At 62.5% G+C, this 13625-nt stretch carries 10 protein-coding genes; 3 read left to right on the forward strand and 7 right to left on the reverse strand.

All coding sequences use genetic code 11. The annotated features are described in order from the left end of the window. Positions 1-98 precede the first annotated feature (98 nt). Positions 99-512: an NUDIX domain-containing protein gene (locus HU766_RS11455; RefSeq protein WP_186656693.1), complete on the forward strand. Its 414-nt coding sequence runs from the start codon at positions 99-101 to the stop codon at positions 510-512. On the opposite strand, the gene metR is transcribed toward HU766_RS11455, so the two are convergent. Then, positions 496-1413, reverse strand: coding sequence for a transcriptional regulator MetR (gene metR, locus HU766_RS11460; protein WP_033702687.1), 918 nt, complete (start codon positions 1411-1413; stop codon positions 496-498). The two genes, HU766_RS11455 and metR, sit on opposite strands and share 17 nt — an antisense overlap. Before the next feature lie 207 nt (positions 1414-1620). Here metR and HU766_RS11465 point away from each other — a divergent pair, with 207 nt between their 5' ends. Beyond that, the gene (locus tag HU766_RS11465; protein WP_186656707.1) at positions 1621-2616 is read left to right on the forward strand and encodes an alpha/beta hydrolase; all 996 of its coding nucleotides are present in this window, start codon (positions 1621-1623) and stop codon (positions 2614-2616) included. 37 nt (positions 2617-2653) lie between these two features. On the opposite strand, the gene HU766_RS11470 is transcribed toward HU766_RS11465, so the two are convergent. From HU766_RS11470 to HU766_RS11495, 6 genes are all read right to left on the reverse strand, one after another. After that, complete coding sequence (locus HU766_RS11470) at positions 2654-3982, reverse strand: sigma-54 dependent transcriptional regulator (RefSeq protein WP_033702685.1); 1329 nt, start codon at positions 3980-3982, stop codon at positions 2654-2656. After that, complete coding sequence (locus tag HU766_RS11475) at positions 3979-5883, reverse strand: ATP-binding protein (protein ID WP_156310215.1); 1905 nt, start codon at positions 5881-5883, stop codon at positions 3979-3981. The genes HU766_RS11470 and HU766_RS11475 overlap by 4 nt, the downstream gene beginning before the upstream one ends. 67 nt (positions 5884-5950) lie before the next feature. Beyond that, positions 5951-6685: an amino acid ABC transporter ATP-binding protein gene (locus HU766_RS11480; RefSeq protein WP_047583640.1), complete on the reverse strand. Its 735-nt coding sequence runs from the start codon at positions 6683-6685 to the stop codon at positions 5951-5953. Next, positions 6682-7353 (reverse strand): ABC transporter permease subunit, encoded by a 672-nt coding sequence (locus HU766_RS11485; RefSeq protein ID WP_033702682.1) that lies wholly within the window; start codon positions 7351-7353, stop codon positions 6682-6684. Before HU766_RS11485 ends, HU766_RS11480 begins: the two co-directional genes overlap by 4 nt. Continuing rightward, entirely contained in the window at positions 7354-8100 is a 747-nt protein-coding gene (locus HU766_RS11490; protein ID WP_047583641.1) for an amino acid ABC transporter permease, read from the reverse strand. It abuts the gene before it with no gap. A 142-nt stretch (positions 8101-8242) separates the two neighbouring features. After that, positions 8243-9160 (reverse strand): glutamate/aspartate ABC transporter substrate-binding protein, encoded by a 918-nt coding sequence (locus tag HU766_RS11495; protein WP_033702990.1) that lies wholly within the window; start codon positions 9158-9160, stop codon positions 8243-8245. Between the two features lie 319 nt (positions 9161-9479). Here HU766_RS11495 and HU766_RS26565 point away from each other — a divergent pair, with 319 nt between their 5' ends. Next, positions 9480-13607, forward strand: a complete 4128-nt coding sequence (locus tag HU766_RS26565) for an NEL-type E3 ubiquitin ligase domain-containing protein (RefSeq protein WP_186656718.1) — start codon at positions 9480-9482, stop codon at positions 13605-13607. Positions 13608-13625 lie beyond the last annotated feature (18 nt).

The following is a 13625-nucleotide window of genomic DNA, read 5'->3' on the forward strand; positions in this document are numbered from 1 at the left end:
GCAAGGGGCCGTTCGTCTGTGCATGGGGGAGGCTACCTGTGCTTGTCTGGCCATGAGCCCCATGGGATGCTCTCTGGCTTTGCCTGTGAGCCCATCCCATGACCAAGACCATCCGCATTGCCGCCGCCCTGCTGATCGACCCCCAGGGCCGCACCCTGCTGGTCCGCAAACGCGGCACCCGGGCCTTCATGCAGCCTGGGGGCAAGATCGATGCAGGGGAGACAGCGGTGGCCGCACTGGTGCGCGAACTGCACGAGGAATTGGGCCTGCGCATCGACCCTGCACAGGCCATCCCCCTGGGCCGCTTCAGCGCCCCGGCGGCCAACGAGCCAGGTCATGAGGTACAGGCCGAGCTGTTTCGGGTCGACAGCGCCGAGGCCGTGGTGCCAGCGGCGGAAATCGAAGAAGTGGTCTGGCTGGCCGCCGACCAGGCGCCCACTCTTGAGCTGGCGCCATTGACCCGCGACTTGATCCTGCCGCTCTACCGCAAAGCGGTCAGCGTACCGCGCTGACCCCGTCGAGGGTGGCGAACGAGGTGTCCTTGGCGGTCAACAGGAAGTCGCGCATGTACGGTGCGTCGAGCATGTCGGTGCGCACGGCCGCATAAAGCGTGGCGAACAGGCCCTTTTCGCCCAGGCGCTTGCCCTTCACATAGCCGCGCGAGCTGTACTCGTGCAGCGCCCAGTGCGGCATGCCGCACACCCCGCGGCCGCTGGCGACCAGTTGCATCATCATCACGGTCAGCTCGGAGGTGCGCACGGCGGCCGGTTCGATGTCGGCCGGCTCCAGGAAGCGGGTGAAGATGTCCAGGCGGTCGCGTTCCACCGGGTAGGTGATCAAGGTCTGGTCGAGCAGGTCCTGCGGCACGATGTAAGGCTTGCTGGCCAGCGGATGCTGGTTGGCGACGGCAATCATGGCTTCGTAGGTGAACAGTGGTACGTAGGTGATACCGGCCAGGTCCAGCGGGTCGGAGGTGACCACCAGGTCCAGGTCACCCCGGGCCAGGGCTGGCAGCGGGGCGAAGGCGAACCCTGAGGCCAGGTCCAGCTCCACTTCCGGCCAGGCATCGCGGAACTGGTCGATGGTCGGCATCAGCCATTGGAAGCAGCTATGGCATTCGATGGCCATGTGCAGGCGCCCGGCGGTGCCGCCGGCCAGGCGGGCGATGTCACGTTCGGCGCCGCGCAGCAGCGGCAAGGTGGCATCGGCCAGTTGCAGCAGGCGCAGCCCGGCGCTGGTAAAGCGGATCGGCTTGGTCTTGCGCACGAACAGCGGCAGGCCAAGGCGCTCTTCGAGCTCCTTGAACTGGTGCGACAGGGCTGACTGCGTCAGGTGCAGGCGCTCGGCGGCCTCCACCAGGCTGTCGGACTCGCGCAGGGCATGAAGGGTTTTCAGGTGGCGAATTTCAAGCACAACGACTTTCCATTGGGAATACGGGAGGAAACGGGGTAGTCGTTGAGTCTGGCTCAAGTTGGCCTGGCTGTCATCAGGGTTTACGTGTGTTGCCACACTGACCGCCTGGCGAGGTTCACGAAATTGTCATTGAACTGTGGCAGCGCGCTTGAATGATTTTCATCAGACTCGCGTTCTACTGGGGATCTGCATTCTGGTGTTTCTTTCATGCGGGCTTTTCTGCTGTTTTTGTTCTTTCTTGTCAGCGTGCCGGCTAGCTTCGCCGAGCAGCGCTGCGACGTTCACGTGGCGGCTCAGCGGGCGGAGCTGGGCAACCTGAGCCTGGTCTACCAGAGCGTGGGTGCGCCTCGAGACCCGGCACTGCTGCTGGTCATGGGCCTGGGCGGGCAACTGATCCACTGGCCGGACGACGTGGTCGAAGCTTTGTGCCGCCAGGGTTTTCGGGTCATTCGCTATGACAACCGCGATGTTGGCCTGTCACGCTGGAACCAACTGCCCCCTTCGGCCAATCTGACTGTCGAGCTGCTGCGCTACAAGCTGGGTTTGCCAGTCGCCGCGCCGTATACGCTGACCGACATGGCCGGGGATGGCCTGCGCCTGATGGACTCACTGGGCATAGACCAATTCCATGTGCTGGGTGTCAGCATGGGGGGGATGATCGCGCAGCACCTGGCGGCGATGGCGCCGGAGCGGGTGCGCAGCTTGACGCTGGTGATGTCCAGCTCGGGGGCCGCAGGGTTGCCCGCGCCAGATCCGGCCCTGGTGCAGTTGCTGGCCCGGCGCAGTGCGCCGAACCGCGAGGTGGCCATCGAACAGCAGGCTGATTTGCTGGCAGCACTGGGCAGCCCCGAGGTGCACGATGACCGTGCGGCGCTGATGCAGCAGGCGGCCGTGGCCTATGACCGGGCGTTCAACCCTGAGGGCGCCAAGCGCCAGATCATGGCGATCCTTGCCGAACCGAGCCGGGTAGCGCTGCTCAACCAGTTGCGCGTGCCGACCCTTGTGGTGCACGGCACGGCCGACCCCTTGTTGCCGGTGATGCATGGGGTGCACCTGGCAGCGCATATCCAGGGCAGCCAGTTGCGCTTGATACCGGGGTTGGCGCACCGCTTCCAGGAGCCGTTCAAGGCGCCGTTGCTGGGGGCGGTGCTGCCTTACCTGCAGTCACACCGGCAGGACGCGACGCATATCGCAGGCCTTTGAGAGCGGTTTTGTCCGCGAAGAGGGCGATGCCGATCTTTCAGCCCAGCCCGTACTTTTTCACTTTGTCGAACAGCGTGGTCTTGGCCATGCCCAGTTCCTGGCTGGCCTGGCTGAGGTTGCCGCCGGTGCGCTGCAGGGCATCGCTGAGCAGGTTGCGCTCGAAGGCCTCCACGGCCTCGGAAAAGCCCAGGCCCTGGCTGGCGCCACCACTCGGGCCTTTCTTGAACGCCGGCAGGCCCAAGGCATAACGCTCGGCCACGTTGCGCAGTTCGCGCACGTTGCCGGGCCAGTCATGGGCCATCAGCCGCGACAGGGTCTGGCTGTCCAAGGTCGGCGTTTCGCGGTCGAAGCGCAGGGCCGATTGCTGCAGGAAGTGTTCGAACAGTTGCAGGATGTCTTCGCGGCGTTCGCGCAGTGGCGGTAGTTCCAGCGTCACCACGTTCAGCCGGTAGTACAGGTCGCTGCGAAACTGCCCGTTCTGGCCCATGGCATCGAGGTCGGCCTTGGTCGCGGCAATCACCCGGCAATCCACTGCAATGCTCTGGTTCGAGCCCAGCCGTTCCAGGGTGCGCTCCTGCAACACCCGCAGCAGTTTGATCTGCAGGTTGATCGGCATGCTTTCGACTTCGTCGAGGAACAGCGTGCCGCCGTTGGCGTGTTCGATCTTGCCGATTCGGCGTTTGCCCGCACCGGTGAAGGCGTTGGCTTCGTGGCCGAAGATCTCGCTTTCGAACAGGTTCTCGGGCAGGCCCCCGCAGTTCAGGGCCACGAAGGGCTGGCCCTGGCGGCGGCTGAAGTCGTGCAGGCAGCGGGCGACCAGTTCCTTGCCGGTGCCGGTCTCGCCTTCGATCAGCACGTTGGCCGAGGTGTCGGCCACATTGGCGATCAACTCGCGCAGCTGCTCCATGGCGGCCGAGCGGCCAATGATGCGACCCTCCAGGCTGCTCTGTTCGGCCAATTGGCGGCGCAGGGCCACCACTTCGCGGGAAAGGCCGCGATGTTCGAGGGCGCGGCGCACCACATCGACCAGGCGCTCAGGCGAGAAGGGTTTCTCCATGAAGTCATAGGCGCCATTGCGCATGGCGCCGACCGCCATGTCGATGTCGCCATGGCCGGTGATCAGCACCACGGGCAGGCTGCGGTCGCGGGCTTTGAGGCGGTTGAGCAGTTCGAGGCCGTCGATGCCCGGCAAGCGGATATCGCTGACGACGATGCCGGCGAAGTCGTCGCTGATGCGTTCCAGGGCCTGTTCGGCGCTGCCGACCCCTTCACAGGCGATGTCTTCCAGCGCCAGCGCCTGCTGGCAGCCGAGCAGCACATGCGGGTCGTCTTCGACGATCAGGACGGTAAGAGGCGCTTGGTTCATGGGTGCTCCGCCGGTTCGCTAGGGGGGGATACCAGAGGCAGGGCCAGGACAAAGGCCGTGCCGCCACTGGCGGGGTGCTCGACGTTCAGGCTGCCCTTGGCGGCGGCGGCAAGGCTCGCCGACAAGGTCAGGCCCAGGCCCAGGCCATGTTCGCCGGGTTTGGTGGTGAAGAAGGGTTCGAACAGGTGCTTGCGCGCCTCGGCGTCGATGCCATGGCCATTGTCGCGCACGCGCAGGCGATATTTGTCGCCCTGCAGCTCGCCTTCCAGCCACAGCTCTGGCAAGGGCTGGGTGGCCATGGCGTCGAGGGCATTGCCGATCAGGTTGACCAGGATCTGCTCCAGGCGGGTCTGGTCAATGGCCAGTTGCTGGTCTTCGAACTGATGGTGCAACTGCAAGTGGCAGCCACTGATACGGTTGGCCAGCACCTGCAATGAGGCGTCCACTGCCTTGGCCAGCGACGCCTGGCCACTGTCGTCGCCACGACGGGCGAACGAGCGCAGGCTGGCGGTGATACGGCCCATGCGATCGATCAGGTCGTTCATGGTGCGCAGGTTGGTGCTGGCCGTTTCCAGTGCGCCGCGTTCGAGGAAGCGCACGGTGTTGCCCGACAAGGTGCGCAACGCGGCCAAGGGCTGGTTGAGTTCGTGGGCGATGCTGGTGGACATCTGCCCGATGGCGGCCAGCTTGCCTGCCTGGACCAGCTCGTCCTGGGCGTGGCGCAGGGTTTGCTCGGCATGCCGGCGCTCGCGGATCTGCCCCTTGAGCCGTTCATTGCTGGCGCGCAGGTCGGCGGTGCGCTCGGTGATACGCCGTTCGAGCTGGCTGTTGGCTTCCTGCAGTGCCTCGCGGGCGGCCAGGCGGGTGGCGATGACCTTGCGCCGCTCATTCCAGGCGATACCCAGAATCGCCAACAGGGCGAATGCCACCCCAACCAGGATGCCCTGCACCATGGATTCACGGCGCAAGTCCTGCAGCGGGGTCAGCAGGGTGAAGTGCCACGGGGTATCCACCAGGCGCCGGGTTTGTGCCAGGTAGGCCACTTCATGGGCCTTGCCCTGAACCGTTTCGCTGTTGGCCGGGAAGGTCAGCTTCTCGACGCCATCGGCCAGGGTTTCCCGCGCCAATGGTTGCAGCTCGTTCAACGGCCACCAGTAATACTGCAGGCTGCGCGCCAGGCGCTCCTTGATTTGCGGGGTCAGCGGGCGCACCGATTTCAGGCGCCGGGCCGGGTCGCTGGAGAGGATGATGATGCCGTTTTCGTCACTGACGAACGCCTCCAGGCGGGCCCGTTGCCAGCGCTCCTCAAGGGTGTCCAGGCGCACCTTGATCACCGCCACGCCAATGATCTTTCCGTGTTCTTCCAGCCCGTGGGCCAGGTAGTAGCCAGCCTCGCCGGTGGTGCTGCCGATGCCGTAGAAGCGCCCGGGTTCGCCGCGCACGGCCGTCTGGAAATAGGCTCGGAACGACAGGTCTTCACCGAGGAACGAATCGGCATCGCGCCAGTTGCTGGTGGCCTGCACCCGGCCATTGGTGTCGAGGACGAAGATCGCCCGGCTGCGGCTGCGCCGATTCAAACCTTCGAGGTATTCGTTGACGGCCTGGCGGGAGCCGCCGTCAGGGTCGGTGAGCAGGTGCGAGACGCTGTCTTCAAGCTCCAGCAAGCTGGGCAGGTAGGTGTACTTGCTGATCTCGCTTTCGACCGTACGCGCGTGCAGCTCCAGCTGACGTTCACCGTTTTCGCTCAAGGTGCGGATGCCGTTGCTCTCGCTGACCAGATAACCGGCCAGCCCCAAGCCGACCATCAGCAGGATGATCAAAGGCGGCAACAGCAATTGGCGGATCAGGCGGGAATTCACGGCAGGCTTGGCAGGGAGCAGTAGCGAAGGGTCGCATTTCATCACAGTGGCCTTGTCACGACCAGCATCCGCTGCCCGGAGGGGGCGAGCAGCGGAACTGGAGGCCGACTTAGTGTTGCAGGATCTTGCTCAGGAAGTGCTGGGTGCGTTGGTCGCGGGCGCTCTGGTCACCGAAGAACTCCTCTTTGGTGCAGTCTTCGATGATGCTGCCCTTGTCCATGAAGATGACCCGATTGGCGACCTTGCGGGCAAAGCCCATCTCGTGGGTCACGCACATCATGGTCATGCCTTCGTGGGCCAGTTGCACCATCACATCCAGCACCTCGCTGACCATTTCCGGGTCCAGTGCCGAGGTCGGTTCGTCGAACAGCATGACGATCGGGTCCATCGCCAGGGCGCGGGCGATCGCCACACGCTGCTGCTGGCCGCCGGAGAGCTGGCCGGGGTGCTTCTTGGCATGGGCGCTGAGGCCGACGCGTTCGAGCAGGGCCAGGCCCTTCTTGGTGGCTTCCGCCTCGCTGCGGCCAAGTACCTTGCGCTGGGCGATGGTCAGGTTCTCGGTGATGGTCAGGTGCGGGAACAGCTCGAAGTGCTGGAACACCATGCCGACCCGCGAACGCAGCTTGGGCAGGTTGGTCTTCGGGTCGGCAATCGAGGTGCCATCGACCACCACGTCGCCTTTCTGGAACGGTTCCAGGGCGTTGACGCACTTGATCAGGGTGGACTTGCCCGAGCCCGACGGGCCGCACACTACCACCACTTCACCTTTCTTGACGTCGGTGCTGCAGTCGGTCAGTACCTGGAAGTCGCCGTACCACTTGTTGACGTTCTTGATGGAAATCATACGGTGATCCTTTTTTGCAGGCGCTTGACCAGCCACGAAGCGGAGAAGCTGATGATGAAGTAGACAACCCCGGCGAAGATCAGGAACTCATGGGAGCGCCCGATGATGTCGCCGTTGGAGCGTGCCGAGTTGAGGAAGTCGACCAGGCCCACGGTATACACCAGCGAGGTGTCCTGGAACAGGATGATGCTCTGCTGCAGCAGCAGCGGGGTCATCTTGCGGAAGGCCTGGGGCAGGATGATCAGGCGCATGGTCTGGGCGTAATTCATGCCCAGTGCTTGAGCGGCACCCATCTGCCCTTTGGAAATCGACTGCACGCCGGCGCGGACGATTTCGCAGAAGTACGCCGCCTCGAACATCATGAACGCGACGACGCAGGAGGTGAACGCACCGACGGGGGTATCTTCGCCGGTGATCCAGCGCAGCACGAACGGCACCGCCAGGTAGAACCAGGTGATCACCAGCAGCAGCGGGATCGAGCGGAAGTAGTTGACGTAGGCACCCGCCACACGCGACAGCAGCTTGCTCGACGACAGGCGCATCAATGCCAACAGGGTGCCGAGCGCGATGCCGCCGACCACGCCCATGACCATCAATTGCAGGGTCATGACCATGCCGCCCCACAGGGCAGGCAGGGCCGGGATGATTTCGCTGAAATCCATGTCCATTTACTTGCCCCCCACGGAAATCAGGCCAGGCACGGCAACTTTCTTCTCGACCAGGCGCATGAGCAGCATCAGGCCCATGTTCAGGGTGAAGTAGATCAGCGTGGCCAGGGTGAATGCCTCGAACAGGTTGGCGGAAAATTCCGCCGTCTGTTTGGTCTGTGCCAGCAGCTCCATCAGGCCGATCAGCGAGGCCACCGAGGAGTTCTTGAACACGTTGAGAAACTCGGAGGTGAGCGGCGGAATGATGATCCGGTACGCTTGCGGCAGCAGCACGTTGGTGTAGATCTGCGGCAGGCTGAAGCCCATGGCACGGGCGGCGGCCTCTTGGCCGCGGGGCAGCGCCTGGATACCGGTCCGCACCTGTTCGCAGACTCGTGCGGCGGTGAACAGGCCCAGGCAGACAACCACGCTGATCAGCGCCGAGGTGGTCGGGTTGAGGTCCTGCTTGAACCATTCCTGCAGGCCCTCGGGCAGCAGGTCCGGTACCAGGAAGTACCAGATGAACAATTGCACCAGCAGCGGTACGTTACGGAACAGCTCCACGTAGGCGGTGGCGATGCCCGATATAAGGCGGTTAGGCACGGTACGCATGACGCCGAGTACCGACCCCAGCAGCAGTGCGATGATCCAGGCGGTGATGGCGATGGCGATGGTCCAGCCCAGGCCGGTGATGTACCAGTCCAGATAGGTTTCGCTGCCCACGCCGGTGGACTTGAAGAACACGCCCCAGTCCCAGTTGTAATTCATCGGGATTTCCCCTCAGACGGTTGTTTCACGGGCACCTTCGAGCATCCGGGGGCGCTCGGCGCCCTCGGATGAAAGGTTAGACACTAATGAGTGGCCTGCAGAATAGATTCGTGCGCTTGCGCACCAGGCCACTATCTGAGGATCAGGACTTCTTCTCGTCCGCGGCCTTGTCGGTCGGCTCGGCGATCAGTTTCTTCAGTTCGTCGCTCATCTGGAACTGCAGGTTCAGGCCTTTTGGCGGGATCGGTTGCATGAACCACTTGTCGTAGCTCTTGTTGACTTCACCCGACTTGAAGTAGCCCACGATGGCGTCGTCGACCGCTTTCTTGAACGCAGCGTCTTCCTTGCGCACCATGCAGCCGTAGATTTCGTACGACTGTGGAGTACCGGTGATGACCCAATCCGCAGGTTTACGCGCCTTGGCCATTTCACCGGCCAGCAGGGCGTCGTCCATCATGAAGGCCACGGCGCGGCCGCTTTCGAGCATGTTGAAGGCTTCACCGTGGTCCTTGGCGGAAATCACGTTCATCTTCATCTGCTTGTCGGCGTTCATCGCCTTGAGGATGCGCTCGGAGGTGGTACCGGCGGTGGTCACCACGTTCTTGCCGGCCAGGTCCGGGAAGTCTTTATAGGATGGCTGACCGTCCTTGACCTTGGTCAGCAGACGGGTACCGACTTCAAAGATGCCGACCGAGAAACCGACCTGCTGCTGGCGCTCGACGTTGTTGGTGGTGGAGCCGCATTCCAGGTCGACGGTGCCGTTCTGCACCAGAGGAATACGGGTCTGGGAGGTGACGAGGTTGTACTTGACCTTGATGTCGGTGCCCAGCTGCTTCTTCAGCGCTTCGACCACAGCGAGCTGGATGTCGTGGGAGTAGCCGACGGGCGTGGTGCTGCCTGCCAGGTAGGAAAATGGAATGGATGAGTCACGGTGCCCCAGTGTGATGGTGCCCGAGTCCTTGATCTTCTTCAGGGTGCCGGTCAGCTCCTCGGCCATGACAGGCGAAGCGATGACTGCAGCCGCGATGGCGGCGCCCAGCAATTGACGAACGATACGCATCAAATTTTCCTCGACGTGTTTGTTTTTTTTATGGAGCCGTTGGCGGACTCTTTCGTTCAACGAATACAGCATGAAGCGGTGCATTCGGCTTCCAAGTGTAGAGCATGACTCGTGCCAAACTCTGTGAATGATCATAACCCCCCGAAAAGCCTGGGCATCAGCCCTATCTCAAGGTTTTTCTGGATTAACCCATAGTCGGAACGCCGAATGCGTGGGTTTTTTTCGTTCGGCAATCCGAACGGGGGCGTCAGCGTTAAGTAACACACCGGCATGAAACGCAAATGTTGAGCTGGCTGCCTCATCATCAGGAGCGCATGCCGTGTCCGTCATCCCGATCCCCTCCGATTCCGTCGATGCCTTCATTGCCCGCCAGCTTGCCGATTGGCTGAGAACTGCCAATGTCGATCTTCTTCTGACCTTGCACAGGGCGCTGCGCCAACAGCAGGCCGCTGCGGAAAGTGTCAAAAACAGGTTGGCAGGCATTCCCAGCCTGGAGGCTTTTGCCACGCCCCTGCTCGAAAAGGCATTGCGCGCCAAGGGCCTGGACGATGTCGATGTGCGAAGCATGCAGGTCTACATCGAGGACGATGTGCCCCTGCCCAGCGCAGCACCACGCCTGCATACACCGTGGAGGACACTCCACAGCGTGCAACCGTTGCTGACGGCTGCGCTGCATAATTTTCACGAGGACGAGACCTTGCCGTCACTCCATCGACGTGCCTACCTGCAGGACGGCCGTGGGGAGAAGCTTTCGCTGAAGTTCGAAGCGTTTGCCCGCTGTTGCAGGGAACTGGACATTGGCGGCCAGTATCAGAAGATGCTCCGCTCGCAACTTTTTCCCAAAAGCAGGCCCCCGGCACCCGAGGGTTTTGCCCGTGTCGCTGTAGAGCGTATGTTCGAAGAAAACCTGCGTGCCCAGCTGGACGTTGCAGTGCGTATCGCAAGGATCAAGTCCGAGCTGGACGAAGTCGACTACTTACGCTTGTTGCCGGTGTTCGCAAGCAACCCCATCGTGCCGGCGACCCCGGGTGTGGTCACGCCCCGCCAGTTATATCTGCTGGGCAAGCGTATCCATGGGCTTGTCACCCTGGAGCTACGCGAGCGTGCTGAAGGGCCGCTGGTGGGGATCATCAGTTGGATACCGCGGGATCCGTATCGGCCGGTGACCAGGCACGCCTCCTGGGAGACCTTGTATCAGTCATTGGCCAAACGGTTGCGTGCGCCTCATTACCGATCCTTTTTCAGACGCTTCATCAGTGAACGTGACCGGCCCAGCTTCACGGCCACCCTGGAGCGCCTGATCGAAGCCAGTAGCATGCAAGCGCCAGCTGTTCTGGATGGGCGCAATTTCGCCATCGATACGCCCTTGTTCGCCTATCTGCGTGGCTTGCAGGTCGACAAGATGCTTGATGATGCAAGAATCCTGGCAGTGCCCACCGCCGATGAAACCGCCATCGAGCGCCATCAGCGGCTGGAAGCGCTCAAGAGTGCGGGGCTCGATGTGCTCAACCTGGCTGCGCTGTTCATTCCGGTATTGGGGGAGGTGATGTTTGCCGTGGCTGCGGTGGACGTGGTCAGCGAAGTCTACAAAAGCTATGCCGATTGGCGGATAGGGGACCGCCAAGGGGCACTGGATCACCTGTTTGGCGTGGCAGAGAACCTTGCTGTCGGTGCCGTGGTGGGCGTCGGGGTAGTGGGTGTGGGCCGGGTGCTGGAACGGGTGCCGTTTGTCGATTCGCTCACGCCCCTGCACGAAGGTGAGGGCCGCTGCAGGTTGGCGGACCGGCCGCTCTCGGCCCATCACCTCGATGGCGGCGGCCCGCTGATGCGCAGATTTGGCGGGGACTTCGCGCAAGCCTCTGACCAGACTGCCGAAACGCTGCTTCGGGTAACCGGGCTCGAACACAACCAGTTGCGCCATCTGCACCTGCAAGAGGCGCCAGCCCCAGCGCGGCTGCTTGATGCCCATGCACGCCACGAGTGCCATGTCCTTGAGCCGCACCTGCGGGGCGCCGCTTTCGAGCGCGAGCTGGCTATTCGCCAGGCTGTACCCTCTGCTGCCGGCGCAATACTGATGAGGGTATTTCCGGGGTTGTCCGTGCGTTGCGCCGAAGAAATTCTCGAGCTGGCAAACGGTGAGCAAATCAAGGCGCTGCTGGCCAGTGGTCGTGTGCCATTGGCAATGGCCGAGCGTGCACGCTGGTTCTTGCGGGAAAGTCGGCTGGACCGCGCACTGATGGGGTTCGAGCATGAAGGTGAGGTCAATTTCGATACCCAGCGCTTGGCCTTGGAGCTGATCAATGAACTGGCGCCTTGGCCGCCGTCGGTGCGCATTGAACTGCGCCTTGGGGAAGCGGGCGGTCGCTTGCTGGCGTCGAAGGGCGCTAACGACGCGTCGCAAGTCAGACGCATCATCCAGACCGAGCAGGGTTATTACTTGAGTGATGCCACCCCAGCAGGGTCAGCTACGGGCTTGTTGCCGTGTTTGCTGCACACCCTGGAGGACGATCAGAAAGTGGCGCTTGGCGGCCCCGAGTTGATGGCGCCTGAACTCGGCCAAAGGCTCTCCCGACAAGCCAGCGTCGATCGCGAAAAAACCGCAAAAATGATGGGCTTGCCGCCTATCGCTGAACGCTATCGACCGCCGCAGCGCATAGCAGACGGCCGAATTGGCTATGCACTGAGTGGCGGCGGCGAGAGCAGCCGTCAGGCGATCCGGCGCGGCTTACATGAAATTTTCCCTACCCTGACCGATGCTCAATTGGACGCTTACCTGCTCGACCTGATGCAACGCAGGGTCGGCCTTTGGGACCACCTCAGCAGTCTTCAGCAGCGGCTGGAAAGCCTGCGCGGTGCACTTGACGCCTGGCAGCGGCAGCGGGTGAGCTTCATGGATGGGCTCAGGCGGCGACGCGTGGCCAACCAGATTCGTCGTGCCTGGCGGCGCAAGACGACCGGCCTTGCCGGTGATGACTTTGTCCTGCATATCGATGGCGAACAGGTGGGCAGCTTGCCGGCCTTGCCGGCAGGCATCGAGTTTGGCCATGTGCGACGCTTGACGTTACGCAACATGAGCCTTGAGCAGGTCGATGAGGATTTCCTGGGCAGGTTCACCCACCTGCGCGAACTGGACCTGCGGGACAATCAGTTGAGCACCTTGCCACTTGGCCTGGAACGTTTAACCGAGCTGCGTACGCTGCGACTGTCGGGTAACTGGATTACCGTCGATGGGGCGGGCAGTCAAAGGCTGGCAAGCCTTGCGATGCTCCAGCAACTTGATCTGAACTATAACCCCTTGGGCCAGGCGCCAGACCTTTCAGGGTTGCGTAACTTGCGCGAAGTGTCGCTGCGCGGAACCGGGCTGCAAGAATTGCCAGATGACGACCAGATGCCTTGGAGGGGGTTGGTGGATGTTCGCGAGAATCAGATTCGTCAGTTGAACGGGCAGTTGCGCAGCTTGAGCGATCGACTGCAACGGTTGGCACTGCATGACAACCCTCTGGACGAAGCGGGCGAGGAGCTGATTGCCCACAGTCACACGGTTGCGACCCTCCACCGGCGTAGCTCTTATCAACACGCCATCGCCGACAGTACGCTGCTGGATCGATGGATGGAGGGTACCGACGAAGCCGTACGCACCCAGCGCACGCAGATCTGGACGAGTTTGTCTCAGGAGACACAGTCGGTAGATCTGTTTCGTTTTCTGGCAGATTTCGCAAGTTCTGATGACTTCCTCGATCACCCGCGCTACTACCGCGCCAGGGTGTGGCGGATACTCGAGCTTTGCGCGGACAACACTGACGTGCGTGAAGCGGTGTTCTGGCAGACGCAAGGACGCAGGACCTGTGAGGACCGGCTGTTACTGATCCTCAGCCAACTGGAAGTCAGAACCCATATTGCCTTGCACGCGGCCGGTGAGGGGGGCGCGCGGGCCGAGGCGACCTTGCTGAGGCTCGGGCGCTCGCTTTATCGCCTGGACGAACTGGACAGTATTGCCGCTCGGCATATCCAGGAAATGCGCCAGGACCCTTTTGCCGCGGTGGATGACATCGAAGTTTACCTTGCCTACCGGGTTCACCTGGCTGACAGGCTCGATCTACCGGCCCAACCGCGGCACATGAATTACCTTGAGCACAGCGGTGTGACCCGTACGCGGATCATGCGTGCGGGTACTAGCGTGCTGGCCGGTGAAAATACCGACGTGCTGAGCCAGGCACTGGCGCAACGAGAGTTCTGGCAAGGCTATGTGCGCAATCGCTACCCTGAGCGCTTCGAAGCCTTGGCCGCACCGTTTCATGAACAGCTGGAGGCTTATGAGCTTCAGGCTGGCGACTCGGGCGAGCAGCAGTACCTTGAGCGCGCTGCGGCATTGATGGAAACGCTCAATGGCGAAGAGCGTGCCCTTTACCTGGAGTTGGCAAAGGAGGCGTACGGTCGGGAGTTCTGAGTGCGGGCGACCGTCAGG

The sequence above is a fragment of the Pseudomonas sp. SWRI77 genome, from assembly GCF_014269105.1.
In the GTDB taxonomy this organism is placed as follows: Bacteria; Pseudomonadota; Gammaproteobacteria; order Pseudomonadales; family Pseudomonadaceae; genus Aquipseudomonas; species Aquipseudomonas capeferrum.